Source organism: Pantoea sp. SGAir0183 (genome assembly GCF_043545505.1).
Map to the genome: position 1 here is coordinate 4,329,434 of NZ_CP028053.1, position 25,841 is coordinate 4,355,274.

At 51.0% G+C, this 25,841-nt stretch carries 23 protein-coding genes, 1 tRNA gene and 1 other RNA gene; 9 read left to right on the plus strand and 16 right to left on the minus strand.

The genetic code is table 11. From position 1 onward, the window contains the following. Nucleotides 1-11: 11 nt before the first annotated feature. The 12 genes from bcsQ to C1N59_RS20175 all read right to left on the minus strand — a co-directional run bounded on the left by bcsQ (nucleotide 12) and on the right by C1N59_RS20175 (nucleotide 11,928). Nucleotides 12-815 carry a cellulose biosynthesis protein BcsQ gene (gene bcsQ, locus C1N59_RS20120; RefSeq protein ID WP_054634734.1) on the minus strand — a complete coding sequence of 268 codons (804 nt, stop codon included), beginning with the start codon at nucleotides 813-815 and terminating at the stop codon, nucleotides 12-14. Next, nucleotides 806-1,384, minus strand: coding sequence for a cellulose biosynthesis protein BcsO (bcsO, locus tag C1N59_RS20125; RefSeq protein ID WP_006121412.1), 579 nt, complete (start codon nucleotides 1,382-1,384; stop codon nucleotides 806-808). The genes bcsQ and bcsO overlap by 10 nt, the downstream gene beginning before the upstream one ends. 594 nt (nucleotides 1,385-1,978) lie before the next feature. After that, complete coding sequence (gene dppF / locus C1N59_RS20130; protein WP_033737317.1) at nucleotides 1,979-3,001, minus strand: dipeptide ABC transporter ATP-binding subunit DppF; 1,023 nt, start codon at nucleotides 2,999-3,001, stop codon at nucleotides 1,979-1,981. Beyond that, nucleotides 2,991-3,977 carry a dipeptide ABC transporter ATP-binding protein gene (dppD, locus tag C1N59_RS20135; protein WP_006121410.1) on the minus strand — a complete coding sequence of 329 codons (987 nt, stop codon included), beginning with the start codon at nucleotides 3,975-3,977 and terminating at the stop codon, nucleotides 2,991-2,993. Before dppD ends, dppF begins: the two co-directional genes overlap by 11 nt. A gap of 12 nt (nucleotides 3,978-3,989) precedes the next feature. Beyond that, nucleotides 3,990-4,892: a dipeptide ABC transporter permease DppC gene (gene dppC / locus C1N59_RS20140; protein WP_006121409.1), complete on the minus strand. Its 903-nt coding sequence runs from the start codon at nucleotides 4,890-4,892 to the stop codon at nucleotides 3,990-3,992. A 9-nt stretch (nucleotides 4,893-4,901) separates the two neighbouring features. Further along, nucleotides 4,902-5,921 (minus strand): dipeptide ABC transporter permease DppB, encoded by a 1,020-nt coding sequence (dppB, locus tag C1N59_RS20145; protein ID WP_033737316.1) that lies wholly within the window; start codon nucleotides 5,919-5,921, stop codon nucleotides 4,902-4,904. A gap of 204 nt (nucleotides 5,922-6,125) precedes the next feature. Continuing rightward, on the minus strand, nucleotides 6,126-7,736 hold the full coding sequence (gene dppA / locus C1N59_RS20150) for a dipeptide ABC transporter periplasmic-binding protein DppA (protein WP_006121407.1): 1,611 nt from the start codon (nucleotides 7,734-7,736) through the stop codon (nucleotides 6,126-6,128). Between the two features lie 895 nt (nucleotides 7,737-8,631). Further along, nucleotides 8,632-8,759: non-coding RNA, RtT sRNA (locus C1N59_RS20155), on the minus strand. Nucleotides 8,760-8,792: 33 nt separating this feature from the next. Continuing rightward, nucleotides 8,793-8,869 (minus strand) — tRNA-Pro (locus tag C1N59_RS20160). A gap of 125 nt (nucleotides 8,870-8,994) precedes the next feature. Continuing rightward, nucleotides 8,995-10,686, minus strand: a complete 1,692-nt coding sequence (gene eptB, locus C1N59_RS20165) for a kdo(2)-lipid A phosphoethanolamine 7''-transferase (RefSeq protein WP_006121406.1) — start codon at nucleotides 10,684-10,686, stop codon at nucleotides 8,995-8,997. A gap of 254 nt (nucleotides 10,687-10,940) precedes the next feature. Continuing rightward, nucleotides 10,941-11,369: an organic hydroperoxide resistance protein gene (locus tag C1N59_RS20170; protein ID WP_006121405.1), complete on the minus strand. Its 429-nt coding sequence runs from the start codon at nucleotides 11,367-11,369 to the stop codon at nucleotides 10,941-10,943. 94 nt (nucleotides 11,370-11,463) lie between these two features. Then, nucleotides 11,464-11,928: a MarR family winged helix-turn-helix transcriptional regulator gene (locus tag C1N59_RS20175; protein WP_033737315.1), complete on the minus strand. Its 465-nt coding sequence runs from the start codon at nucleotides 11,926-11,928 to the stop codon at nucleotides 11,464-11,466. 62 nt (nucleotides 11,929-11,990) lie between these two features. Between C1N59_RS20175 and C1N59_RS20180 the strand changes: the two genes are divergently transcribed. The 4 genes from C1N59_RS20180 (at nucleotide 11,991) to tnaB (ending at nucleotide 16,063) form a co-directional block, all read left to right on the plus strand. Further along, entirely contained in the window at nucleotides 11,991-12,584 is a 594-nt protein-coding gene (locus C1N59_RS20180; protein ID WP_283788335.1) for an HD domain-containing protein, read from the plus strand. Between the two features lie 365 nt (nucleotides 12,585-12,949). Continuing rightward, nucleotides 12,950-13,027, plus strand: coding sequence for a tryptophanase leader peptide (gene tnaC, locus C1N59_RS20185; protein WP_071988795.1), 78 nt, complete (start codon nucleotides 12,950-12,952; stop codon nucleotides 13,025-13,027). A 259-nt stretch (nucleotides 13,028-13,286) separates the two neighbouring features. Next, nucleotides 13,287-14,702 (plus strand): tryptophanase, encoded by a 1,416-nt coding sequence (gene tnaA, locus C1N59_RS20190; protein ID WP_205950894.1) that lies wholly within the window; start codon nucleotides 13,287-13,289, stop codon nucleotides 14,700-14,702. A gap of 113 nt (nucleotides 14,703-14,815) precedes the next feature. Next, nucleotides 14,816-16,063 (plus strand): low affinity tryptophan permease TnaB, encoded by a 1,248-nt coding sequence (gene tnaB / locus C1N59_RS20195; RefSeq protein WP_394550128.1) that lies wholly within the window; start codon nucleotides 14,816-14,818, stop codon nucleotides 16,061-16,063. 101 nt (nucleotides 16,064-16,164) lie between these two features. On the opposite strand, the gene C1N59_RS20200 is transcribed toward tnaB, so the two are convergent. Next, nucleotides 16,165-16,458 carry an HTH-type transcriptional regulator gene (locus C1N59_RS20200; RefSeq protein ID WP_006121400.1) on the minus strand — a complete coding sequence of 98 codons (294 nt, stop codon included), beginning with the start codon at nucleotides 16,456-16,458 and terminating at the stop codon, nucleotides 16,165-16,167. Between the two features lie 984 nt (nucleotides 16,459-17,442). On the opposite strand from C1N59_RS20200, the gene C1N59_RS20205 reads away from it, so the two are divergent. The 5 genes from C1N59_RS20205 (at nucleotide 17,443) to C1N59_RS20225 (ending at nucleotide 22,849) form a co-directional block, all read left to right on the plus strand. Further along, the gene (locus C1N59_RS20205) at nucleotides 17,443-18,159 is read left to right on the plus strand and encodes a DUF3053 domain-containing protein (protein ID WP_394550129.1); all 717 of its coding nucleotides are present in this window, start codon (nucleotides 17,443-17,445) and stop codon (nucleotides 18,157-18,159) included. Between the two features lie 437 nt (nucleotides 18,160-18,596). Further along, nucleotides 18,597-20,531 (plus strand): PTS mannitol transporter subunit IICBA, encoded by a 1,935-nt coding sequence (locus tag C1N59_RS20210; protein ID WP_394550130.1) that lies wholly within the window; start codon nucleotides 18,597-18,599, stop codon nucleotides 20,529-20,531. A gap of 94 nt (nucleotides 20,532-20,625) precedes the next feature. Continuing rightward, on the plus strand, nucleotides 20,626-21,774 hold the full coding sequence (gene mtlD / locus C1N59_RS20215) for a mannitol-1-phosphate 5-dehydrogenase (RefSeq protein ID WP_394550131.1): 1,149 nt from the start codon (nucleotides 20,626-20,628) through the stop codon (nucleotides 21,772-21,774). A gap of 7 nt (nucleotides 21,775-21,781) precedes the next feature. Then, nucleotides 21,782-22,384, plus strand: coding sequence for an MltR family transcriptional regulator (locus tag C1N59_RS20220; protein ID WP_394550133.1), 603 nt, complete (start codon nucleotides 21,782-21,784; stop codon nucleotides 22,382-22,384). A gap of 102 nt (nucleotides 22,385-22,486) precedes the next feature. After that, on the plus strand, nucleotides 22,487-22,849 hold the full coding sequence (locus C1N59_RS20225; protein ID WP_006121395.1) for a YibL family ribosome-associated protein: 363 nt from the start codon (nucleotides 22,487-22,489) through the stop codon (nucleotides 22,847-22,849). Nucleotides 22,850-22,858: 9 nt separating this feature from the next. Here the strand turns inward: C1N59_RS20225 and C1N59_RS20230 are convergent, their stop codons facing one another. From C1N59_RS20230 to fdhD, 3 genes are all read right to left on the minus strand, one after another. Then, nucleotides 22,859-23,821, minus strand: a complete 963-nt coding sequence (locus tag C1N59_RS20230; protein WP_205955800.1) for a VirK/YbjX family protein — start codon at nucleotides 23,819-23,821, stop codon at nucleotides 22,859-22,861. 318 nt (nucleotides 23,822-24,139) lie between these two features. Then, on the minus strand, nucleotides 24,140-24,757 hold the full coding sequence (sodA, locus tag C1N59_RS20235; RefSeq protein WP_394550134.1) for a superoxide dismutase [Mn]: 618 nt from the start codon (nucleotides 24,755-24,757) through the stop codon (nucleotides 24,140-24,142). Between the two features lie 222 nt (nucleotides 24,758-24,979). Further along, nucleotides 24,980-25,753 carry a formate dehydrogenase accessory sulfurtransferase FdhD gene (fdhD, locus tag C1N59_RS20240; protein WP_226374606.1) on the minus strand — a complete coding sequence of 258 codons (774 nt, stop codon included), beginning with the start codon at nucleotides 25,751-25,753 and terminating at the stop codon, nucleotides 24,980-24,982. Nucleotides 25,754-25,841: the final 88 nt, after the last annotated feature.

Consider the following 25,841-nt stretch of genomic DNA (forward strand, 5'->3'; position numbering starts at 1 on the left):
GGTCATTACATTTAGTAGTTACCGGTGTTAATTTGCGCCTGAACTTCGCCATTCCCCACCGTGATATTCAGAATGCTGGCGACACGCCTGGTGATCAGTTCGATATCAAAGGCAGCAGCAGAGGCAGGGCTGAAATCATAAACGGATTGCTGCGAGGCGTTGGCCTCACCCACACTTTCATCACGATGAATCTGCCCCAGGAGCGTATCGCCCAGCCGTTGCTGAAGAAAAGCGGTCACATCGCGATTGATATTCCGGCGATTGTCGCACTGGTTGAGGACAAAATAGTGACCGTGCCGGCTGTTCAGCGGCTGCCCAATCAGGCGGTTTTCTTCAATATGGGGTAACAGTGACACGGAGGCGGTATCCGCCAACATAACGACCAAATGCATATCGGCTAACGCCCTGATGGCTTTAAGCGCAGGTCCGGGTCCGGGAGGAAAGTCCGCTACCATCACCAGGCCGGGATAGTTCAGTAACGTATCAAGGCCTCGCTTGAGAAAATGCGGGTCTTTAGTCAGATTCTCTTCGAACCGCTCACGCTGGGCTTCGGTAACATTGCCGTAAGGCAGAACAAAAATGTTCCCTCCGGTCGTCAAAATAGACTGGCTCCAGTCAGCCTGCTCTTCTGAGCGAGCAACGAAACCCCGTCCGTCATTCAGGGGAACGCCGAAATGAAGACGCAATGCATTCTGTACATCAAAATCAATTGCCAATACCTTGCTACCCGATCGGGCCAGACTCCAGGCCAGATTGGCTGCCAACGTAGTTTTTCCCACCCCACCTTTGGGCGAGCACACACAAACTAACGGCATAAGGCAATCTTCTCCAGTAACGGTTTTAATAACGTTTCTTTAGGTAAATTCTCTGACGCGCTGTTACGCGCACGGAACAGATCGCTGAAGCGACCGTTCTCTGCTTCAGGACGTGCCGGGATTGAGGGGGCAGTGTCAGGTGCCGTTACCGGCGCATGCGTCTTCTGCACGGCGACCCCGGCCTGAGGCGTTGCTGAGGATGTCGGGAACAGGGAAGAGGAAGCGTGTGAAGCAGGCTCAGTCACGTCAGGAAGCGGCTCGCTGGCTGACAGGCTGTTTATGAGGGAACGGGAAGAGGCAGATGCAGGCGTCGACACCTGCGCGCTCTGAGTTAACGCTGAACCCATGTCCAGACTAAACTCATCACCCTGAATCGGTTGTGGCTGGGGTAAATCAATACGCTGGCCACCACTAAACGGCATTTGCTGATCGTCACTCGCCAGTTGACGAATGAGAGACCATTTACTTTTCTCCGCCGCTTCCTGCGATTGGCCTGACATATCCTGAAAGGCGATATCGAGCGTTTTTGTCTTTTCCTTAAAACGCTGTAAGTCGTCGTAATTCTTCATACACCACAACCTAAAACATAGGGAGGATTTTTCCAGGAATATATCATAATAATTTGAACACAGTGAGATAATTCTGATTACAAAACCAACAGATTCAATAAGAAAGCTTAATGCTAATTAGTTGTGTTTAGCAAAAAATGAGCACTAACTCACATATATTTCGTAAAATTATTGAGACAGCCTTAAGTAAAATATCAGCCTCAATGATTAACATCTAAGTATCTACTAACCCGGGGAGCATGGCTAACACAACTCCTTGTATTGGAAAGCAAAAAAAAAGCTGTCTCGTGTACTGTCGTTTTTACAGCATTCAGACGTTGGTGCTTAAGGGTTGTGAGAATATTGAATTATGGTTGGTAAAGTATTACTACGCGAATGCGTGGCCAACAAAACCTGTATTCTTCAAATCCGGCGGCACGTCACATCCCAGGATTTATGAATGCCGCGAACGGGCAGGGGAAGAACATGCCACTAACCAGCGGTGCATTTTGGCGATGAGTGATGCCAGGAAGGTAACGACAGCGTTGCGGGCTTCTACAGTCAAGCGGAATCACCTGTCGTTTACCTACAAGGATTCCGCCTGACAGGACATCTCTAGCGCGTCACATCACCTGACGCAATCAGTTGGTTTTCATCCTGATCAACCGCAAAACAGGCTATCTGCTGCTCACCGTACTGTTTCAGTTTCGGCTGCAACTGAACACAGGTGCCAAAACGGCGACGGCAGCGCGCATTGAACGCGCAACCCGGAGGCGGATTGAGCGGGCTGGGGAGTTCACCGGTCAGCTTGATACGTTCACGACGATCGTCAGGATTCAGACGTGGCGTGGCCGACAGAAGCGCCTGGGTGTAAGGATGGCGGGGATGAGCAAAAATCGCCTCTTTACTGCCCTTTTCAACGCAGCGTCCCAGGTACATCACCATCACGTCATCTGCAATGTGTTCAACCACCGACAGATCGTGAGAGATGAAGACATAAGACAGCCCCATGTCTTGCTGCAGATCCATCATCAGGTTAAGCACCTGCGCACGCACTGACACGTCCAATGCCGAAACCGGTTCATCTGCGATTAAGACATCCGGATCGAGCATCAGGCCACGCGCAATCGCAATACGCTGACGTTGTCCTCCGGAAAACATATGGGGATAACGGTCATAGTGCTCGGTTTTCAGACCGACTTTGGCCATCATTTCCAGCGTTTTTTCACGCCGCTCGGCTTTAGTGAGCGAAGTGTTAATGATCAGCGGCTCTTCCAGAATCTGGCTGACTTTTTTACGCGGGTTTAGCGAACCATAGGGATTTTGAAACACGATCTGAATTTTCTGTCGACGCAGCTTTTGCGCCTGCGGATCGTGTTTTAATAAATCCTGACCATGCCAGTAAAGCTGCCCTTCCGTCGGCGTTTCAATCATAGTCAGTAAACGGCCTAACGTGGATTTGCCGCAGCCTGACTCCCCCACCACGGCCAGTGTTTTTCCGCGCTCCAGGTTAAAAGAGACACCATCCAGCGCTTTGACCAGCCGCTCCTGACCAAATAAGCCTTTTTTCACCGGATAGTGTTTTTTCAGGTCAATAGCCTGCAGCAGATAGTCGTGCTTCGTTTTCTCAGGACTCATAGGTTGGTCTCCCGGCATCGTCCAGCGGATAGTGACATTTGGACTGACGTCCCGGAATCGTCCGCAGTTCAGGTTCTTCTTTACGGCAGCGATCGTTAGCATAAGGGCAGCGTGGATTCAGCAGACAGCCCATTGGACGATCGTATTTGCCTGGCACTACCCCCGGCAATGAGGCCAGGCGTGCTTTATCGGCCGCGAATTCTGGCAGCGCACGCAATAACGCCTGCGTGTAAGGATGACGGGGGGCTTTAAAGATATCGGACGCCTTGCCGCTCTCTACTACCTGGCCGGCATACATCACAATGATATGGTGGGCCGCTTCTGCCACCAGTGCCAGGTCGTGTGTGATCAGTATCAGCGCCATGTTTTCCTGCTTTTGCAGGTCCAGCAGCAGTTCAATGATCTGCGCCTGAATCGTCACGTCCAGCGCGGTCGTCGGTTCATCGGCAATCAGCAGCTTTGGACGACAGGCGATCGCCATCGCGATCATCACGCGCTGGCTCATCCCACCAGACAGTTGATGCGGATACACATCCAGCCGCGAGGCCGGATCGGGAATCCCCACCTGATTCAGTAGATCAATCGCCCGCTGGCGGCGGGTACTTTTATTACCGCCCTGATGGACCTTAATGGCTTCCATGATTTGGTAACCCACGGTATAGCAGGGGTTCAGGCTGGTCATCGGATCCTGAAAAATCATGGCCACTTCGGCGCCCACCAGCTGACGGCGCTCTTTTTCAGAGATACGCTTTAGATCGCGTTGGTTGAATTCGAGTTTTTCCGCCATCACCTTACCGGGGAAATCGATCAACCCCATGATAGCCAGAGAACTGACGGATTTACCCGAACCCGACTCACCGACAATGCCCACCACCTGGCCCTGTTCAACCTGATAACTGATGCGGTCTACTGCGCGGAACGGTGCCTTATCGTCGCCGAAATGCACCGATAACTTATCTACATTTAATAACGCCATCTCGGTGCCTCTTTACTGCTTGAGTTTCGGGTCGAGTGCATCACGCAAACCATCGCCCATCAGGTTAAATGCCAGCACGGTCAGCAGAATGACTAATCCGGGGAACGTCACCACCCACCAGGCACTTTGCGCGTACTGCAATACGTCGGAGAGCATAGTGCCCCACTCCGGCGTTGGCGGTTGCGCACCCATACCGAGAAAGCCCAACGCCGCCATATCAAGAATGGCGTTGGAAAACCCTAACGAGGCCTGAACAATTAACGGGGCCAGGCAGTTAGGCAGAATGTTCACAAACATCTGACGCAGCATACCGGCACCGGCGACACCTGAGGCCGTCACATAGTCACGATTGACCTCAACCAGTACCGCCGCGCGTGTCAGACGGATATAGTGCGGCAGCGCGACAAAGGTCAGAGCAATAGAAGCATTGACGATCGACGGACCAAAAATGGCGACCAGAACAAGGGCTAACAGCAGGCTAGGCAGCGCCAGCATAATGTCGACCAGACGCATAATCGTGGCATCAACCGCTCCACCGATATAGCCCGCCAGCAGGCCAAAAATCACGCCAAAAATCAGCGACAACACAACGACCATGCAGCCCACCAGCAAGGAAAGGCGTGCGCCGTACATCAAACGCGAGAGGATATCGCGCCCCACATCGTCGGTGCCCAGGATATAGCTCCAGCTTCCTCCCTCCTGCCACACAGGTGGATGCAGCAGGGCATCACGGAACTGCTCCGCCGGGCCGTGCGGTGCCAGCACCTCGGCAAAAATGGCAATCAACAGCATCAGAATGATGTAAACCAGCCCGATAACCGCGCCTTTGTTACGTTTAAAGTAGTGCCAGAACTCCTGAATCGGGGTCATCGGCTTAGGTGCGACATTCACACTCGCGGGATCAACGACAGACATGATGCCCCCTTATTTCTTATGACGTATGCGCGGGTTCACCACGCCATACAGCAGATCAACCAACAGGTTGACCAGGATAATCAGGATAGCCGTCAGTAGCACACCGCCCTGCACGACCGGATAATCACGGCGTTGCAGCGCTTCGATCAGCCAGCGCCCCAAACCCGGCCAGGAGAAGATGGTTTCGGTCAGGATGGCCCCTGCCAGCAAGGTGCCCACCTGCAAACCGATGACCGTCACAACCGGCAACATCGCATTACGCAGAGCGTGAACGACGATAACGCGCATACGCGTCAGGCCTTTCGCCCGGGCGGTGCGGATATAGTCTTCACCCAGCACTTCCAGCATAGAAGAGCGCGTCATGCGCACGATGACGGCAAGCGGAATGGTGCCCAGCACAATCGCGGGCAGAATCATATGCATGACGGCATCTTTGAAGTCGCCAGGCTCTCCCCAGATGAACGTGTCAATCAGCATAAAACCGGTCAACGGATGGCTGTCGTCCAGAAACACCGTATCTGCCACGCGACCTGAAACCGGTGTGAGATTGAGCTGGACCGACACCAGCATAATCAACATGATGCCCCACCAGAAAATCGGCATCGAGTAGCCGGTCAGGGAAATCCCGACCGCGGTGTGATCGAATACAGAACCACGTTTTACTGCGGCCAGAACGCCAACCGGAATCCCCACGGCGACGGCAAACATCATGGCGCAGATCCCCAGTTCCAGGGTGGCTTTAAAGCGCGGGACGAATTCAGTCCATACAGGAATGCGGCTCTTCAGTGAAATACCTAAATCACCGTGCAGCACACCGTTGATATAGTGCAGATACTGTTTCCACAGCGGCTGATCGAGCCCCATCATCGCCATTAACTCAGCATGGCGCTCGGGGGAGATACCGCGCTCACCTGCCATGATCAGCACCGGATCGCCCGGGATCATATGCACAAACGCGAAGGTCAATAATGTAATACCGATGAACGTTGGGATGACAAGCCCCAGACGCCGGAGTATGAACTGCAGCATAGGCGTAATTCTCAGTCGTTTTCCTCTGGCCCTGGCCAGAGATAACATTGCTCATTAACCGCATCCCGCGACAGCAGAACACGACGCAGGAAGCGCTTCTTTTTGTAAAAGTAATTAGCCGGAAAAAAAGAGCAGATAACAGGCGACCTGACACGGTCGCCTGAGGGCCGGTAAAACCGGCCCTGACTGCAGTAATCCGAAAGGTTATTCCTGAATATCGACGGTATCGAAGTGATGTTTACCTAATGGATCAACGACATAACCAGTAACTTTCTTGCTTACAGGCTCATAAACGGTTGAGTGAGCGATGATCAGCGCAGGCGCCTGGTCATGCATGACAACCTGAGCCTGCTTGTAGTACTCAATACGTTTGTTGTGATCGGATTCCGCACGTGCTGGCTGAATCAAATCTTCAAACGGCTTGTAGCACCAGCGCGAATAGTTAGAGCCGTCTTTCGCCGCCGCACAGCTGAACAGCGTTGCGAAGAAGTTATCGGGATCCCCATTATCGCCAGTCCAGCCCATCATGACCGTCTGGTGCTCACCCGCTTTGGCACGTTTCAGGTACTCGCCCCATTCATAGGTGACAATCTTGGCTTTCACGCCAATTTTCGCCCAGTCAGCCTGAATCATCTCTGCCATACGGCGCGCGTTCGGGTTATAAGGACGCTGAACCGGCATTGCCCACAGATCGATAGAGAAACCATCCGGCATACCGGCTTCTTTCAGCAACGCTTTGGCTTTCTCTGGATCGTAGGCATAGTCTTTAACATCGTTGTTATAGCTCCACATTGTCGGTGGAATCAGGTTCTTCGCTGGCTGGCCGGCGCCCTGATAAACCGCATCAATGATGGCTTTCTTGTTTACCGCCATGGTCAGTGCCTGACGCACTTTCACGTTATCCAGCGGTTTTTTCTCGGTGTTGAATGACAGGTAACCGACGTTCAGACCTGGCTGCTCCATCAGGTTAATTTTGCTGTCTTTCTTCATGCTGGCGATATCAGCCGGATTCGGATACGGCATGATCTGACATTCGCCTTTCTGCAGCTTGGCGTAACGTACTGACGCATCGGGGGTAATCGAGAAAACCAGACGATCGATTTTTGGCTTGGTTCCCCAGTAATCCGGGTTGGCTTTGTACAGGATACGTGAGTCTTTCTGGTACTGCTGAAGCACAAACGGCCCGGTGCCCACTGGATTCAGGTCAATTTTTTCAGGCGTGCCGGCTTTCAGCATGTTGTCAGCGTATTCTTTGGACATGATGGAGGCGAAATCCATGCCCAGATCAGCCAGGAAAGGCGCTTCAGGACGCGTCAGCACAAAGCGAACGGTATGATCGTCTACTTTTTCGATTTTGCTGATCAGCTTTGGCATATCCATACCTTCAAAGTACTCGTAGCTGCCGCCAGAGACGTTGTGGTACTTGTTGTTTTTGTCTAACTGACGCTCAAAAGAAAACACGACGTCATCCGCGTTAAATTCACGCGTAGGTTTGAAATCTTTAGTCGTTTGCCATTTCACGCCGTTGCGTAAATGGAAGGTATACGTTTTGCCATCAGCGCTGACGTCCCACTTTTCAGCCAGTCCGGGTACCAGTTCGGTCGTACCCGTTTTGAATTCAACCAGACGGTTATAGATTGGAACAGAGCTGGCATCGTATGTCGTACCCGACGTAAAGAGTTGCGGGTTAAACCCTTCCGGAGAACCTTCAGAACAATAAACCAGGGTTTTCGCCTGAACACCTGCGGCTACGGTCATGGCGACGAGGCTCAGACCGACCTTCAGCATCCTGGATTTGGCCAGGGAGTTGATCATGCTTTTGCTCCATTGTGATGTGTTGTTGTGTGCATTGCCCGACCTCTGGTTTTTTTATGCGGTTCAGGCGGTCCACCCTGAGCGGGTGATAAGAGTGAGATATTTTGTTTTGATAATGCTGATTGATAAGTACCCATCAGAAAAATCTGTATCTGCACCGTTATTGACGCATCAATTTGTCAACAGTTGCAAAGAACGTCAATACAACGGTTAGTTATTTACACAGAGTGTGAGGAATAGCAAGCAACGATAAAAAAAACCCTGCGCGCGCTAACGCCCTATATTGCACAGTGGCGTGGCTTTATTTCCGCGCATTCTGCTACCACAGTCATCGTTAAGCAGTCATTACCACTAAATAAAATCGTACATCATTTAGCGCCAAATGTTGGATATCTGAACGATTCCCTGTGCGTTATGACGTTCATACAGCGGAAAATGCTGATATTTTCTCGCAAAAATTTAACATTTTGCTTTTTTACAGCATAACCAAAACTTATATTTCGCCTGCCAGCATCCCTCAGACAACAAGGCCTGCATCGCCTTGAGACGGCAAAATAGCGGTCTGCCATGAAATTGCGCGGCAAGGATGTGTTATTGGTTTTTCACAAAATTACTGACATGAGATTTTCTAATAACAAACCCATAAAGGCTTGCTGTGATGACGTAATTTTCACAACACGTCATAAGCTCCGTCACAAACACAGATGACGATGACTATGTCAGGCCGCAGCAAAAAAGCTGTTTTATCATTGGGTTAAAAACTAAACAGAAAGAGTAAAGACGGCCCCTTTATTAACGAAACCCTGCGCATGCACGGCGCAAGCTGCCTTCGGCGGTTCTCCCCCGCTTTTATTGAGGCGAAAAAACCTGTCTTTGCAGACAGGTTGCTTAAACAGGGTCGGCGAGAGAGGATTAGGCTTACTGCGTAAGCCCTCTTCAGGCCGTTGCGTTCGCAACGTTGTCTCGCTTCGCCCGGCGCAAACCGCCTCCGGAGGTTCTCATCCTCTTTTATTCAGGCGAAAAAAAACCTGTCTTTGCAGACAGGTTTCTTAAATATGGTCGGCGAGAGAGGATTCGAACCTCCGACCCACTGGTCCCAAACCAGTTGCGCTACCAAGCTGCGCTACTCGCCGATGGGGGCGCATGTTACTGCTCCCCCTGATAAGCGTCAACCGCTTTTTGCGCTTTTAAGGCCAATCGCCTGGAAAGCAGGCGGTCAGCGGCTTCTCGGCGTTATCAATCCAAAATCCCTGTGTGATTACAGCGCTTTAGTCGCCGTTCTGGCTGGCGCCTGACACCAGTTGTTCGCCTGCTTAATTCCACCATCGGGCGAGGTATAACCCAGGCAGCCCAGAATCGTATCAAACAGCTCAACATGACGATGGGTTTTGCCCGTACGCTGTTGCGCCTGCAGTCGTTCAAAGTTTTCGCGATTCGTAGAGTCCGCCAGGTATTTGTCCGATGCCCAGACCATCATCGGCACGCGGAACTGCTCTGGTGGTGCCATCTCACGCGGCGTGCCGTGCAAATGCATATTGTCGCTAATCGATTCACCATGATCAGAGGCATAGAAAACAATCGCTTTCTTATCACGCAGCTGATCCAATACGCTGTCCAGCATGCTGTCGACGTAGAGTACCGAATTATCATAGGCATTAATCAACTGCGCTTTGCTACAGGTTTCATCCACGCCCATGCATTCAGGCTGGTAACGCGCAAAACTGCGCGGATACCGTTGCGAATAGAGGTAATGGGAACCTTTGGTATGCAACACAACCAGATGCTTACCTTTTGGATAACGCTGCAATGATGCCTGCAGCTCAGGTACAAGCAGCATATCATCCACTGACTTGCCCTGATTGCGTGGTTCTGAACCGATCTGCTCACGGAAAGAGAAGTTATTAGCGTTGATGTTATCGTAGAACCAGACTTCACTCTGCATCGCAAACAGCTCTGAGGTGAAGCCTAGCTCTTTCATTACCGCGAAAACATTTTGCTCTTTTAACGTCCGGCCAGGATTATCCATGGTGCCGCCTTCACGTACAAACATACAACGTAAAGACAGCTTGGTCGCGGTATCACAGGATTCACCGCGGAATGCGACCAGATTCTTCTCCTGAGAAAGCTTCGGCGTGGTATTACGCTCGTAGCCCAGCAACCCCATATGGTCCCAGCGCGTGGTTTCGCCGATAACAAACACAACGTAAGTATCATCTAAGCCCGGCGGCGCAACATAGGTAAACTTTTGGGCAGGATCCAGCAGTTCATGGTTTTCCAGCGTTTCGTCGACTTTCGTCCAGGTAAACAGGCCCAGCGCGGCCAGCCAGTTAGAGGGTAAATAAGAGTGCGCAACTACGCCGCCATAACTGGGCAGATCGATATTGGTCACTTCCTCATTGTTTTTTTGCAACTTATCAAGGTAGCGGATGGGCAGCCAGACGAGGGCGACGCAAGCCAGCAGGATAAGCGTCGGCTTAAGACGCTGTCCTGGTGTGCGCAGTTGCTCATTGAGTGTCATGCTAAGACTGTTACGCCAGATGAAGAACAACGGCAGCGCACTGGCCAGGACCATCCACAAAATGAAGTGATAGCCCACGACCTCTTTAGACAAATCGGTATCGGTTGTCATCACGGATGCAACAATGCCATAGCCGATAACCACATTAAAAAAGGCCATGTAATAGGCGGCGGCGACAGAAATCAGCACGATCAACGTGGCCAGAATACGGTAAAACACTCTTCCACCCAGCGATAACAGCCGCATCAGGAAAAACGTTAACAGTACGATAGCCACAACCTCTGTAAGCGCGGTGAGCCAGGCTGTCACAGTTGAGGTTGTCAACAGTCCCGCAAAGCGGCGATAAAAAATCGGCAAATTCAGCAGGATACCGAGATACAAAGCCAGCAAGAGCGACAGCTTTTGCTGTGTTAATGATTTTATATAATTCATGAAAAATGGAGTTTCCCCGGACTAAGCGCTTAACCAAACGTTAATCTGACTGCCATATTTCTGCAGAGTTCGCGAATTAAGCAAGCCGGTTAAATAAGAAGAGAATTCTGAGCGTTTTGACATGCCCTGATATAAAGCGGCACAGTTAAGCACGCGGCCACGCTATAAACCAGAAAATAATCCTGTTCAGCACGATCCGGGAAGTGGGCCAGAAGAGAAAGTAAGGAAGGGCCTGGAACCAGGCCCTTGATCGCTTAGCGAATAATGTTCAGTGTTACGTCAATATTGTTACGTGTGGCATTTGAGTAAGGACACACGATGTGCGCGGCATCAACCAGCTTCTGTGCTTCTGCTTCATCCATGTCAGGCAAGTGGATATTCAGCGTCGCTTCGATACCAAAACCATTTGGGATTGGACCAATTCCGACTTCACCTTCAATCCATGCATCTTTTGGCATCGCAATCTTGTCGCGGCCAGCAACAAATTTCATCGCACCCAGGAAGCAAGCTGAGTATCCCGCTGCAAAAAGCTGCTCTGGGTTAGTGACTTCGCCACCTGCGCCGCCCATCTCTTTTGGCACACCCAGTTTGACATCCAGCACGCCGTCAGAAGACGTTGCGCGGCCATCACGACCACCGGTAGCTTTAGCTTTTGCACGGTAAACCACTTGTTCTAAAGACATCGCTTTTCTCCATTGCACTATTTAATCGCTCGCTACTCATCACAACGTAGTCGAACAGTGAAGGTTAATTTACTGCCTGTACTCATTAGAAAATTTAGCGCGGAGCCATCAGTTTGTCACGTAACTGGTTGAGCTGTAGCTTAAGCGCATACATCTCGTCCTCGCTACAGTCTGACGCACACTGAATGTCATCAGGAATACTTTCAGCCTGCTGACGTAAAGCCCACCCGGCATCCGTTAAGCTGACCACCACCTGACGTTCATCCTGACGGGAACGCTGACGGTTGATTAAGCCCGCATTTTCCAGACGTTTCAACAGCGGCGTCAGCGTCGCTGAATCCAGAAAAAGCCGTTCGCCTATTTCTGACACCGTGAGTGAATCCTGTTGCCACAGCACCAGCATGACCAGATATTGCGGATAGGTAATATCCATCTGGCTAAGTAACTTGCGATAGACTTTATGCATCGCCAGATTGGCGGAATAAAGTGCGAAGCAAAGTTGCTGATCGAGCAACAGTGGCGCTGCTTTCACTTTTTTGTCATCTTGATAACTGTTCATGGAAGTAATATAGATAGCACACTAGTTAATTGCAAGCAATTTATGACAGCCGGGGGTAGTGCATGCAGGATTCTTTGGAAGAACAGGCACGACGCTATGCCACGCAGGTCCATGCTGAATCAGGACAGCGGCGTAAATATACCGATGAGCCCTATATTGTTCATCCGACAGCCGTGGTGGAGTTGGTCAGAAGCGTAACCGATGACCCGGTTATGCTGGCCGCTGCCTGGCTGCACGATACTGTAGAAGATACGGCGACGACACTCAACGATATTGAAAATCATTTCGGCCCGGAAGTGGTCCGACTGGTTGAAATGCTGACCGATACCGCGCCCACGCAGGCAAAAAATCGGGCTGCCAGAAAAATGGCGCATTTCCGTCATACTGCCCAGGCCAGTCCTGAAGCGCAAACTATTAAGCTGGCCGATATTATTGATAACACACGGGCCATCGTCCGCTTCGATCCGCACTTCGCCCGCGTTTACCTGATTGAAAAGAAAATTCAGATTGGCCTGCTCAAAGAAGGCAGTGAAGTACTCTGGCATCAGGCCTCGACAAATATTGAAAAGGGCATTGCACAGCTAAGTCAGGCACCGTACAGCGTGCCCGAGAACTGGTTTATAAAGCAGGCAGCGCGGTACGGCGGGTTACGTTGACGCTGACTGAGTATCTTTCTCACAGCAGGTAAACGCCAGCCATAGTCGAATCTGAACGCAGCGCTGGCTGTTCCGGTTCCCGAAATGTGTCACCGGGCCTGTCATCCGAATCCCTGTGCTGCGAGTACGCCGCTGTTTTTTCCTGATGGCAGACGCCGTGGAAACGTAACGGTGTAATAATAACGACGACAGGGCCAGCAATAGGCTTTTGAAAGAGATCCAAATCCAGGTTAAATCAGTAATAATTTACCTTTAACGAGCACACTTTTATTACTGTGATAATAATCACGATAGCCTACAAAAACGATGGACTTATAAAGATAATAGAATAGGGTAATATGATGTTTAATGAGAGTTGAAACATTATGATTATCTTAAACAATCCTGCCCTGTTATCTAAATGGTTTAACCTTGACAATATTATCGTCAATCATCGCCCTTAATCCTTTCCTTTTACCGTTCTGAGCACTCGCTGGCTTATACCTCCGGTGTCGCGGGTGCACGCACGCGCATCCTGATTTCATTAAGACTGCATAAATAGTGTCGTCCTGTTGCATCGCTTTTCTCGCTCTTTTTACAGGCTACGTACCCTGCCGTCTCAGCGAAATTCATGGACATTTAAATTTAAAAGAATGGCCACGCCTGATTTTTATTTATTTGCAAAAGTCACGGCACCGGCATGCCTGAATAAAAGGAAGAGCAATGAATAACTTTAAACATTTACCGGAACCTTTTCGCATTCGTGTTATTGAACCCGTTAAACGGACGACCCGCGAATATCGCGAGGCGGCAATAATAAAAGCGGGTATGAATCCCTTTTTACTGGACAGTGAAGACGTTTTTATTGATCTCCTCACGGACAGCGGCACCGGCGCAGTGACACAAAACATGCAGGCCGCCATGATGCGGGGCGACGAATCATACAGTGGAAGCCGCAGTTACTATGCATTAGCCGATGCCGTGAAAGCCATCTTTGGGTATGAATATACCATTCCGACTCATCAGGGCCGTGGTGCAGAGCAAATTTATATCCCGGTATTAATTAAAAAACGTGAAAAGGAAAAAGGCCTCGACAGAACCAAAATGGTGGCTTTTTCTAACTACTTCTTCGACACCACGCAAGGACATAGCCAGATTAACGGCTGCACTGTCCGAAACGTTTATATCAAAGAGGCTTTCGATACCGCAGTACGTCATGATTTTAAAGGCAATTTCGACCTGCAACGTCTGGAAGACGGTATAAAGGAAGTGGGTGCCCGTCACGTGCCTTACATTGTGGCGACGATCACCTGCAACTCTGCTGGAGGGCAACCTGTCTCCCTGGCCAACTTAAAAGCCATGTACCAAATCGCAAAGCAATATGACATTCCTGTGGTCATGGATTCAGCCCGTTTCGCTGAAAATGCCTACTTCATCCAGCAACGTGAAAAAGAGTACCAGGGCTGGACAATCGACGCGATTACCCGGGAAAGCTATCAATATGCCGACATGCTGGCGATGTCGGCCAAAAAAGATGCCATGGTGCCAATGGGCGGCTTGCTCTCCTTCAAGGACGACCGCTTCTTTGACGTCTATACAGATTGCCGAACACTGTGCGTCGTGCAGGAAGGTTTTCCCACCTATGGCGGCTTAGAAGGCGGTGCGATGGAACGGCTGTCAGTAGGGCTTTACGACGGGATGCGTCAGGACTGGCTGGCCTATCGCATCAGCCAGATTCAGTACCTGGTAGACGGGCTGGAATCCACAGGTGTGACCTGTCAGCAGGCTGGAGGGCACGCTGCTTTTGTCGACGCCGGTAAATTATTGCCTCATATTCCCGCCGATCAGTTTCCGGCTCAGGCCCTGGCCTGTGAGCTGTATAAGGTGGCAGGCATTCGGGCGGTAGAGATTGGATCATTTTTGTTAGGTCGCGATCCGAAAACGGGTAAACAGTTGCCCTGCCCGGCTGAATTGCTGCGTCTGACCCTTCCCAGGGCCACCTACACGCAAACGCACATGGATTTCATCATTGAAGCATTCGGACATGTGAAAGAGAATGCGGCCAACATAAAAGGCTTAACCTTCATCTATGAGCCTGAGGTATTGCGCCACTTCACTGCAAAACTTAAAGAGATTTAACCGTCATACCTGTAAAGTGAGCGGCTGTCAGCGACAGCCGCTCTGCCGCATCGCTCTGTTAACCTCACAACAATAAAAATGATAAACATGAGATACCGTATTGAGAGGACACCATGGACGATCATCCACATCAAAAACATTCCGCTTTTTGGGGCGTGATGGTTATTGCCGGCACGGTCATCGGTGGCGGCATGTTTGCACTGCCCGTCGATCTGGCTGGCGCCTGGTTTTTCTGGGGCACTTTTATCCTGGTGATCGCCTGGTTTTCCATGCTGCATTCCGGTCTGTTATTGCTGGAGGCCAATTTAAATTACCCACCAGGCTCAAGCTTTAATACATTAACCAAAGATCTGCTGGGTCAAAAATGGAATGTAGTTAGCGGCATTACCGTTGCGTTTGTGCTGTATATTCTGACGTACGCCTATATCTCAGCCAATGGTGCGATTATCAGCGAAACGCTGTCCGCTCACACGGGCCTGACTTTGCCTGCCCGCGTCGTTGGCATCGGCACCGCGGCAGGTGTTGCTGGCGTGCTGTGGATAAGCTCACTGGCAACAAGCCGGATTACATCCCTCTTTCTCGGCGTTAAAATCCTCGCCTTTATCATTGTTTTCGGTTCATTATTTTTTGACGTTGACTATGCCATTCTCAGCGATGCCAGCAGCCTCAGTGACACGCATTCTTACTTCGCCTGTATCTTTATGGCTATCCCTGTCTGCCTTGCTTCATTTGGTTTTCATGGCAATATTCCCAGCCTGATAATTTGTTATGGCAAGCAGAAAGACAAGCTGGTGAAAAGCCTGGTTCTGGGCTCCTTACTGGCGCTGTTTGTCTATCTTTTCTGGTTGTATTGCACTATGGGCAATATCCCGCGCGAAAGTTTTAAAGGCATTATTGCGTCGGGGGGCAATGTTGACGCCCTGGTGAAGTCGTTTATGGGCACCCATCCCGACAGAGTTATTGCCTTTTTCCTGCTGGTTTTTTCTAATCTTGCCGTTGCCAGCTCTTTTTTTGGCGTCACGTTGGGGTTATTCGATTATCTGGCGGACTTGTTTAACATAGAAAATACCGCCGTTGGGCGAGGCAAAACGGTGCTGCTCACCTTTCTTCCCCCCAGCCTTTTGTACCTGATCTTTCCAAATGGCTTTCTCTATGGCATTGGCGGCGCAGGCTTATGCGCAACGGTGTGGGCCGTCATTGTGCCTGCCCTACTGGCAATACAGTCCCGGAGACGCTTTCCCGACCAAATTTTTACCGTGTGGGGTGGCAGAATCATTCCCGCCATGGTCATCATTTTTGGTGTCGTTGTGATTGTCTGCTGGGTAGGTAACGTACTGGACGTGTTACCGAAGCTTGCCTGATAAGACACTGGCAGGAAATACGGATGGCGTTGTGTGCTGGAGGCTAAACAGCCGGCCACCCTTGTGACCGGCCTCACCTGTAAACGGGTGGGTTTTAAAACTTAATCAAGCAGCTGACGTCCAAGATACGGATTGGCGTGAAGTAATTTCATCAATTTCTGTGCCGTTGCTGAAGGGCGCGTACGCTGTGCTTCCCAACTTTTAACCGAAGAAACGCTAACACCCATGATTTTTGCAAACTCATCGACCTGCATTCCCGCCATTTCGCGCAGACGTTGCGGCTCTGGCATTGCAGGTTGACGCTGAGTTTGCAGCGCAACAGGGCTGTTATCACGTGTCAAAACAATCTGCTCAAGGCTGCTGAGCAATTCAAACATAGGATCTTTTAACTCCATAGAGAACTCCTTAAAACTCACTATGAATCACGTGAAAGAAGGTACACGAACCTGAAATCAGGTTCAGAAACCGGACTAAGCAAGCTGCATCCCATAAGAGTTTGTATTTATGATGAAAATCTTATGGGACACAGCCTGTACTGCACCGCTGCTTAAACATGACAACGCAATGCAACATATGCCGGGAGACTAAGTATGGATAGAGACCTGACAATTTGCAGTGCAAATTAAACATTTTTTTTAACTTTACAATTCTGAAAAAAGGCTAAAAACCCTAACCGTTTGATGCAATTGATTTTGTTGATACGGCATCCACTTCGCGTTCCGATCTTTTTTTCTTCACCCTTTTCGGTGAATAAATCGTCAGAACCCCGCACGCGCTTACAACAAAAGAATTTGCAAAATATGCGCCAGATCTTTCGATTTTCTACAACAAAACGGTCAGTACCAGCAATTTATCAAGCTACGCACTGGCGATGCCGTGGCTGTCGTGCCGCCAGCGCCCAAAGACATAACGGTTATCAGGCAATCACCAGTACGATTAATCCTGCTCTGTCATTTGGACAGGCCCTTCCCATAGCGAGCCAGAGCAACGGGTTGCACTACTTTAAGGCAACTGAACAATGAAAGGGCATTTAGAGGATAGTTGTTAATACAGCCTGCACCCGGTACGGGATGCTCAGGCAGTGAGCGCGGTCCGGGCAGGCTTAACAAAGGGCGTCTGAACAGGCCCCGATCCGGGTTTATTCTTACTGCCTTTACAGCACGAGCCGCCCCTTATCGGGTATGGAAAAAAGCCTTTTCACTGCTCTTTAACAGGCTTTGTAAACGGATGAGGCCCTGATTTTACGTTTAACCTCTTTTTTCTTACCCATAATGGCCTGACAGCGCGCTTTCACATTGTGTGGCCATTAACGTTTGTTCTATTCTTTAGGCCACTGCTTACCCGGACATCAGCCAGTTTTACTGACAGGAGTTGAACCCATGGCTTCAGGAATTTCCCGCGTCCTGGCACGCAGCGGCATTATGCTGGCTGGCGTGCTTATCGTTCTGCAACTCACCGCGTGTGGTGATAAAGAAGGCGAACAACGCAAAGCGTTTATCGATTTCATGCAAAATACCGTTATGCGTAGCGGTGAACATCTGCCGAGTCTGAGTGAAAACCAGAAACAGAGTTTTGGTCCCTTTGCTGGGGATTACGCGATTTTGTATGGTTTCTCACAACAGGTGAATAAGACGGTCGATCAGGGCATGCGCCCGGTCGTGGATGAGCTTTCTGCTATTCGCGTGCCGCAGGACTACCTGAGTCGCCGGGATTCTCTGGCTCAGGCCACCAGCGCCCTGACCGTCGCCACCCAACAACTCGAAAGCGCCAAAATGCAGGCGGATAAGAGCAAAGCCGGTCTGAAACAGTCTGACGATCTGAAAAAGGTTTTCGATACCGCCTATGACAAGGTCGTCACTCAGCCTGCCGCTCAGTTGATCCCATTGTTACCTAAACTCCAGGCGCTTAGTCAGGATGCGGTTAAAACTGGTGAATTTCTTCAGGCACAGGGGACACGCGTCAGTTTTAATAATGGCGGAGTCCAGTTCCCTACTCAGGAACAGGCTACCCAGTACAACAGCCTGATGACCAGTTTATCAGCGAATGTCCAGGCACTGACTCAGGCCAAGAATGCCGTTCAGGGCACGGAACAATAAATTTCACACGGACAGATTAGCGACTGTCCACCTCATAATCACTTCACCACGCGCTTACGCTTCATAAAAACGGGCCAGATCAAAATGTGATCTGGCCCGTTTTTTATTAAATTAAGTTGTGACTTTAATCACATTTTATAAACAAAGCAGTATGATAAAAGTGTGATAAATATCACTTAAAGTAAAAAGAAACGGTCAGAAAGTGGTCATAACTTTCCTGTATGACCCTTATTTTGTGATATAAATCACTTAAAACGCCCCTGTCACCCCGTCATAAATGTGACCTGCATCACTCATGGGGCCACCCACTACGCAGGCCAATATTCGCGTGATAAAGTCCGCCTGCATACAGTAATACTGACGGCGCATCGCCGTAGTGGCTAAACAAAAACAAACGCGCGCTCCTGTTGCAGCGCGTCTCAACAAGGGGTGGGCTTATGTCCTCATCAGTAAAGGTCAAAGTTCAAAGCTTTGGTCGCTTTTTGAGTAATATGGTGATGCCTAACATCGGCGCGTTTATCGCCTGGGGTATTATCACCGCGCTGTTTATTCCAACGGGCTGGATTCCAAACGCAACACTGGCGAAACTTGTCGCCCCGATGATCACTTACCTGCTGCCATTGCTAATTGGCTTTACAGGTGGACGTCTGGTGGGAGGCGATCGCGGCGGTGTGGTGGGTGCCATCACGACAATGGGCGTGATTGTCGGTGCTGATATGCCGATGTTCCTCGGCTCGATGATCGCAGGCCCGCTTGGTGGCTGGGCAATCAAGTCATTTGACCGCATGGTTGACGGCAAAATCAAAAGCGGCTTCGAAATGCTGGTTAACAACTTCTCTGCCGGGATCATCGGCATGTTGTTGGCGTTGCTGGCCTTCCTGGCGATTGGTCCCCTTGTCGAAGGTTTGTCACATATCCTGTCCGCTGGCGTCAATTTGATGGTGCAAAATAACCTGCTGCCATTGACGTCTGTCTTTGTCGAACCGGCAAAAATCCTGTTTCTTAATAATGCTATTAACCACGGCATCTTCTCACCGTTGGGGATTCAACAGGCAAGCGAAGCCGGTAAGTCAATCTTCTTCCTGATTGAAGCCAACCCAGGCCCGGGTATGGGCGTACTGATGGCCTATATGTTCTTTGGTCGTGGTAGTGCGAAGCAGTCTGCCGGCGGTGCGGCTATCATCCACTTCCTGGGCGGTATTCACGAAATCTACTTCCCTTATGTCCTGATGGCACCACGCCTGCTGCTGGCCGTGATCCTCGGCGGTATGACCGGCGTGTTTACTCTGACGGTTCTGCATGGCGGCCTGGTTTCCCCTGCCTCACCGGGATCTATCCTGGCGGTATTAGCCATGACGCCAAAAGGCGCTTATTTTGCGAATATTGCCGCCGTCTTCGCTGCTTTTGCTGTTTCCTTCGTGGTCTCTGCTATTTTGCTCAAAACCAGCAAAGTGAAAGAAGACGATGATATCAAAGCGGCTACGCAGCGCATGCATGATATGAAAGCCGAGTCAAAAGGGCAGGCGGTGTCAGGTGCCGCGGTTGCCAGCGATGCGATGAGCGTTGACCTGAACCATGTGCGTAAAATCATCGTGGCTTGTGATGCCGGCATGGGGTCAAGCGCTATGGGGGCAGGCGTACTGCGTAAGAAAGTTCAGGATGCAGGCTTAACGCATGTGTCGGTAACCAACAGCTCCATTAACGCGCTGCCGGGTGATGTTGACTTAGTCATTACGCATCGCGATTTGACCGAACGCGCCATTCGTCAGGCTCCTCATGCCCAACACATTTCACTGAATAACTTTCTGGACAGTGCTCTGTACAGCACGCTGACCCAGCGCCTGGCGGCGGCAAACCGGAGTGAAGCGAACCGGGAAGTCGTACAGAAAACATTGGGTGACAGCTATGATGACGGCAGTGCCAACCTGTTTAAACTGGGGGCGAGCAATGTGTTCCTGGGACTGAATGCCAGTAATAAAGAGCAGGCCATCCGCTTTGCGGGTGAGCAGTTGGTGAAAGGGGGTTATGTTCAGCCCGAGTACGTTGATGCGATGCTGGAGCGGGAAAAGCTGACGCCGACATACCTTGGCGAATCGATCGCGGTCCCGCACGGCACGGTTGAGGCTAAAGACCGGGTGCTGAAAACCGGTGTGGTTTTCTGCCAGTACCCTGCTGGCGTGCAGTTTGGTGATGAACCCGATGAGGTGGCGCGCCTGGTCATTGGTATCGCCGCCCGCAATAACGAGCATATTCAGGTGATCACCAGCCTGACCAACGCACTTGACGATGAGCAGGTCATTGAAAAACTGGCTCATACCAACAGCGTTCAAGATGTGCTGAATCTGTTATCAGGCAAGCCAGCGTTAGACTGATTCGGTCCGACATTTTCCCTGGGGCGGTTATGCCCGTCCCACTTTGTTGGGGCGGACATGCCCGCCCCGTTGTCATTTGATATGGGTAAAAATTATGAAAGCGTTACATTTTGGAGCGGGTAATATTGGTCGCGGTTTTATTGGTAAACTGCTGGCAGACGCAGGTATTGAGCTGGTTTTCGCAGATGTGAATCAGACGGTACTGGATGCCCTGAATGCACGTCATGAATATCCTGTGCATGTCGTCGGTGAACAGGCCAACGTCGACATCGTTACAGGCGTCAGCGCCGTTAACAGTACCAGCGACGATATTATCCCTCTGATCGCTGAAGTTGATCTCGTTACCACTGCGGTTGGCCCGCAAATCCTGGAACGCATCGCCACCAGCGTCGCCAAAGGTCTGGCCAAACGCAGTGATAACGGCAATGTTCAGCCGCTAAATATTATCGCCTGTGAAAATATGGTTCGCGGTACCAGTCAGCTCAAACAGCATGTGCTCCAGGCACTACCGTCCCAGTATCACGCCTGGCTTGAGGCGCATGTTGGCTTTGTCGATTCTGCGGTTGATCGTATTGTACCGCCTTCTGAAGCCGGCAGTGAGGATCCGCTGGAAGTCACCGTGGAAACCTTCAGCGAATGGATTGTGGATAAGACCCAGTTTAAGGGCGATCTGCCCACCATGCCGGGCATGGAACTGACTGACAACCTGATGGCCTTTGTTGAGCGTAAGCTTTTTACACTCAACACCGGCCACGCGATTACGGCCTACCTGGGACAACGGGCTGGCCACCAGACCATCCGCGATGCCATTCTTGATGAGGGTATTCGCGCCGTCGTTCAGGGCGCCATGGAAGAGAGTGGCGCGGTGCTCATCAAACGTTATGGGTTCGACGCCGATAAACATGCTGCCTATATCCAGAAAATCCTGGGCCGCTTTGAAAATCCTTACTTAAAAGATGATGTTGAACGCGTGGGTCGGCAGCCACTTCGTAAGTTAAGTGCGGGCGATCGCCTGATTAAACCAACGCTGGGCACACTGGAATACGGATTGCCGCATGCCAATTTGGTGAAAGGGATTGCGGCCGCCATGCACTACCACAGCGACCAGGATCCGCAGGCGCAAGAGCTGGCTGCACTGCTGGCGGAAAAAGGGCCACAGGCAACCCTGGCTCAGGTATCTGGCCTGGAGGCTGACAGTGAGATTGTAAAAGAAGCCGTTAGCGCCTGGCACGCCATGGCATAATAACGCCATGTTAGCAATCCAGATCGGGGGCGATGACGTCGCCTCCGACAGCAGTACGACATTGACGCAGGCCATAATGGAAGAAAAGCAGGCTTTTGAAAATCGTGTGCTTGAACGTCTGAACGCGGGGCGATCGGTGCGGAGCTTTCTGTTCGCCGCAGTTGAACTGCTGGCCGAAGCCGTTAATGTGCTGGTGTTACAAGTATTCCGTAAAGATGACTACGCCGTGAAATACGCCGTGGAGCCCCTGTTGCTGGGCGACGGCCCGCTCGGCGAGCTGTCGGTCAGGCTTAAGCTGATTTATGGCCTTGGGGTGATTAGTCGTCATGAATATGAAGATTGTGAACTGCTGCTGGCCCTGCGCGAAGAGCTGAATCACGACGCGGGCGATTATCGTTTTACCGATGATGAAATCCTGGGTCCTTTCGGTGAATTGCATTGCGTCTCAGCCTGGCCGCCGGTTCCCACCTTACAGACAGACGATCCCGCCTTACAGGCGATGCAGCAGCAACGCTACCTGCAAATGGTGCGCTCCACGATGGTCCTGTCTCTGACAGAACTCATTTCCCGTATCAGCCTGAAACAGGCGTTTAAGAAGGCATCCAGCTAAATCCTGCGGGGAGCCTGAACCGCTCCCTCTTTCACCCTTCTCCCGAGAATCTGTCGTGAATTTGGTGTATCCTTAGCCTGTTTTCCTCAACGAGTTGTTGTCATGAAAGAGCAAGAAAAGAACGAAATTAAACGCCTCAGCGATCAACTGGACGCGCTGAACCGTAAAGAGCCTCAGCTACTGGAAGCGGGTGATGCTGAAAAGCTGGGCGCGCTTTTAAAAGAGAAAGAAACGCTGGTGACGGAAATTGAACGTCTGCGCAATCAGCGCGACGCCAAATTGAGCCAGGAAGCGCAAAAACTGCAGAAACTGCCGTTCAGCCGCGAAATTACCAAAAAAGAACAGGCCAATCTGGGTGCCTTAAAGAAAAGTGTACGCGGCCTGGTTGTCGTGCACCCTATGACCGCGCTGGGACGAGAAATGAACCTGCAGGTCATGACAGGCTTTGCCAAAAGCGCCTTTTGATGTGTGCGATCAGGCAGCCGCCTGATCCACCGCATGCTGGCCAGTAGCCATATTCACCTGCTCTGCCAGCGTATCCAGCAGCGTATAACGACGGCGGTATTCGGCCCGCTTCTTGCTGGCAATTTCCTCAAGCGTTTTTCGTGGCAACATCAGCGGCAGTGCAAACATGCCATCAGCGCGGGCCTGACCATTCAGCGTCAGCCAGAATTCACTATAGCTGGCGAAAAACTTATCACCTTTGCTGTGACGATAACGCAGGCTACGAAAAACATGGGTTTCGTCGCCAACCGCCGCAATTTTCTTAACGCCGCATTGCTGAGCCAAAATAAATACAACTTCCATTAACAGGCGTTTAGGAAATAAGCCGTGTGCGGCTTTCGTTGCATCACGAATAACATCATTTGAGATATGTTTACGTGGTCCCTGCAAACCACCAATCAGCAAAGTTCGCTGTTTTTCGTCATTCATAATGGTAAATGACAGAGAAGCCAGCGCCTCATTTTCATAACGTAAAACAACCGTGACTTCCCCTTCACGATCGAAATATCCGGAGCGACAAGTAATATTGAACGCTTCATTATTTTTACCTTCAAACCTGGCAAGGACTGTCTCCTCTCCGCTTTGCAGAATCTGGCGAAGCTGACTGTTCTCCAGACTTCCCATCAACGCATAATGATCAAGAATCGCCTGCGCCCGTTGCGCGACGCTCATCCCCGCACGCAGATAGGGGCGATGAAGTTTTGCAGGTAACAGCCCCTGTACGTGCAACAACTGGGTGATTCTTGGTAACGCAGAAAGTTGCTGTAAATAACGCAAAGTCGTAACAGGCGCAATAAGCGTTCTTAAAGCAAATTTAAGCCGGAAAAGACGGCTACGCCAGAGTTTGTTAGGGACGTACTTTCCGCTAAGTAACTGGAAAAATAAACCGGCGCAGGAATCCGCCGTCACATCATGTGTAGTATAAATAGACATAGCCTACGTTCTTATTAGTCTGATAGTGACACTGATGATAAAACGACCGGCATCAACGGCAGGTTAATGACTCAAATTGTTAAAAATTTAGCGGGATAAACTCACGCTTCGTTTAATGATTGTTTAGAATGCTAAGCCTGTCTGGCTGTTGCAGGTAAGAACGGCGGTTTCAGAATTGTAAAATGCGGGGCGGCAGCATCGCTAAGCAAGCGTTACTATTGCGTCAACGAGGATTATCAGGGGTAAGGAACATCCTGCGGGCGTAAAAAAACCGGCAGAGCCACTCTGCCGGTTGAAAGTACCTGTGGCGCTTAGCGCTTACTTAGCGGATGCGAAGCGCGCTGCCGCCTCGTCCCAGTTAACCACGTTCCAGAAAGCTTTGATGTAATCCGGACGTTTGTTTTGATACTTCAGGTAGTAGGCGTGTTCCCACACATCCAGACCGATGATAGGGTAACCCGATACGCCAGCGATCGCTTCGCCCATCAGGGGGTTGTCCTGGTTAGCGGTTGAAACCACGGCCAGTTTGTCACCTTTCTTAACCAGCCAGGCCCAACCGGAGCCGAAACGGGTCGCTGCCGCTTTTTCAAACTCTTCCTGGAATTTTTCTACGCTGCCGAAATCTTTTTCAATCGCGGCTTTCAGCTCGCCCTGCAGCGTGGTGTCGGTTTTCAGGCCTTTCCAGAACAGGCTGTGGTTAGCGTGACCACCCGCGTTATTGCGCAGCGGGCCTTTTTTATCTGCTGGCAGCTGATCCAGTTTGGTGATCAGTTCATCGACAGGCAGATCGGCAAATTCAGTCCCTTCCAGCGCCGCATTGGCGTTGTTGACATAAGTCTGGTGGTGTTTGGTGTGATGGATTTCCATCGTCTGCTTGTCAAAATGCGGTTCCAGAGCGTCGTAAGCGTAAGGCAGGGATGGCAGTGAATAACTCATGTTCTTCCTCTCCATTTAGTGTTTGAGCAGCACGACAATGTCGGCACGTGCCGCGTAAGCAGTCGTATCATTATAGTTAAATTCATGATCGGTAAAAGCGTAATCAATGCCCTATTAAACATAAGGTTTTGAAAAAGCATGCAAAGCAGCCAGATTTTTCGGTGGCGGAAAGCCTGGGTGCGTAAAGAGGATTACCTGCAAAGCGCCCCGAACACGCAGACGTTATCTCAGCCGCTGCGGATGACTATAGATGGTGGCACGGCCCGGTTTACTGAATCCTACCAGGGTAAGATGACAGCGTTCGGCCACCTCCACCGCTAACTGGGTTGCGGCAGACACGGCAAACAGAATTTCAACGCCGCACATTGCCGATTTCTGCACCATTTCATAGCTGGCCCGGCTGGAGACCAGTACGGCACCATTGCCCCATTCGGCCTGACTGCGATAGCCCAGCAGTTTGTCCAGTGCCACATGGCGGCCGACATCCTCACAGCCATGAATCAGTCCACCCTCAGGATGTATCCAGGCGGCCGCGTGCGTGCAGCCTGTTTTTTGCCCGACGGGCTGGACGTCCTTGAGCTGCGCCAGCGCGCTGTCCAGCTGCGCCAGGGGAAAAGTCTGCGTAAACGGCAACGGCGTCAGCGGCTTTCCGATCTGCTCCAGTTGCTCCACGCCACATACGCCGCAACCCGTCCGGCCGGCCAGCGCTCGCCGTTGGGCTTTCAGCGCCATAAAACGTCGGCTGGATAATTCAATCTGCACCTCAATGCCGTGACAACCGGTCACCACATCCATTCCGAAAATATCGGCCGGAGAATCGATGATGCCTTCTGAGAGTGAAAAACCGACAGCAAACGCCTCCAGGTCCTTGGGCGTTGTCATCATCACAACGTGAGAAATACCGTTATACACCAACGCCACGGGCACTTCTTCGGCTAACCAGTCGGCCTGAGCATGGTGCAGGTCGTCACGTTGCCAGACATGGATTTCACGCAAGCCTGCTCGCTCACTCGCACCGGTTTCCTCTTTCACTTCGTTGTTCTTCACGTTGTTCTGACCCTGAGCTGTTGCGGATGGCGTAAAG

Coding starts and splice junctions, on each gene's coding strand:
- bcsQ (WP_054634734.1), bottom strand. CDS start 815: ATGCCGTTAGTTTGTGTGTGCTCGCCCAAAGGTGGGGTGGGAAAAACT.
- bcsO (WP_006121412.1), bottom strand. CDS start 1,384: ATGAAGAATTACGACGACTTACAGCGTTTTAAGGAAAAGACAAAAACG.
- dppF (WP_033737317.1), bottom strand. CDS start 3,001: ATGAGTCCTGAGAAAACGAAGCACGACTATCTGCTGCAGGCTATTGAC.
- dppD (WP_006121410.1), bottom strand. CDS start 3,977: ATGGCGTTATTAAATGTAGATAAGTTATCGGTGCATTTCGGCGACGAT.
- dppC (WP_006121409.1), bottom strand. CDS start 4,892: ATGTCTGTCGTTGATCCCGCGAGTGTGAATGTCGCACCTAAGCCGATG.
- dppB (WP_033737316.1), bottom strand. CDS start 5,921: ATGCTGCAGTTCATACTCCGGCGTCTGGGGCTTGTCATCCCAACGTTC.
- dppA (WP_006121407.1), bottom strand. CDS start 7,736: ATGATCAACTCCCTGGCCAAATCCAGGATGCTGAAGGTCGGTCTGAGC.
- eptB (WP_006121406.1), bottom strand. CDS start 10,686: ATGAATTATATAAAATCATTAACACAGCAAAAGCTGTCGCTCTTGCTG.
- C1N59_RS20170 (WP_006121405.1), bottom strand. CDS start 11,369: ATGTCTTTAGAACAAGTGGTTTACCGTGCAAAAGCTAAAGCTACCGGT.
- C1N59_RS20175 (WP_033737315.1), bottom strand. CDS start 11,928: ATGAACAGTTATCAAGATGACAAAAAAGTGAAAGCAGCGCCACTGTTG.
- C1N59_RS20180 (WP_283788335.1), top strand. CDS start 11,991: ATGCAGGATTCTTTGGAAGAACAGGCACGACGCTATGCCACGCAGGTC.
- tnaC (WP_071988795.1), top strand. CDS start 12,950: ATGATTATCTTAAACAATCCTGCCCTGTTATCTAAATGGTTTAACCTT.
- tnaA (WP_205950894.1), top strand. CDS start 13,287: ATGAATAACTTTAAACATTTACCGGAACCTTTTCGCATTCGTGTTATT.
- tnaB (WP_394550128.1), top strand. CDS start 14,816: ATGGACGATCATCCACATCAAAAACATTCCGCTTTTTGGGGCGTGATG.
- C1N59_RS20200 (WP_006121400.1), bottom strand. CDS start 16,458: ATGGAGTTAAAAGATCCTATGTTTGAATTGCTCAGCAGCCTTGAGCAG.
- C1N59_RS20205 (WP_394550129.1), top strand. CDS start 17,443: ATGGCTTCAGGAATTTCCCGCGTCCTGGCACGCAGCGGCATTATGCTG.
- C1N59_RS20210 (WP_394550130.1), top strand. CDS start 18,597: ATGTCCTCATCAGTAAAGGTCAAAGTTCAAAGCTTTGGTCGCTTTTTG.
- mtlD (WP_394550131.1), top strand. CDS start 20,626: ATGAAAGCGTTACATTTTGGAGCGGGTAATATTGGTCGCGGTTTTATT.
- C1N59_RS20220 (WP_394550133.1), top strand. CDS start 21,782: ATGTTAGCAATCCAGATCGGGGGCGATGACGTCGCCTCCGACAGCAGT.
- C1N59_RS20225 (WP_006121395.1), top strand. CDS start 22,487: ATGAAAGAGCAAGAAAAGAACGAAATTAAACGCCTCAGCGATCAACTG.
- C1N59_RS20230 (WP_205955800.1), bottom strand. CDS start 23,821: ATGTCTATTTATACTACACATGATGTGACGGCGGATTCCTGCGCCGGT.
- sodA (WP_394550134.1), bottom strand. CDS start 24,757: ATGAGTTATTCACTGCCATCCCTGCCTTACGCTTACGACGCTCTGGAA.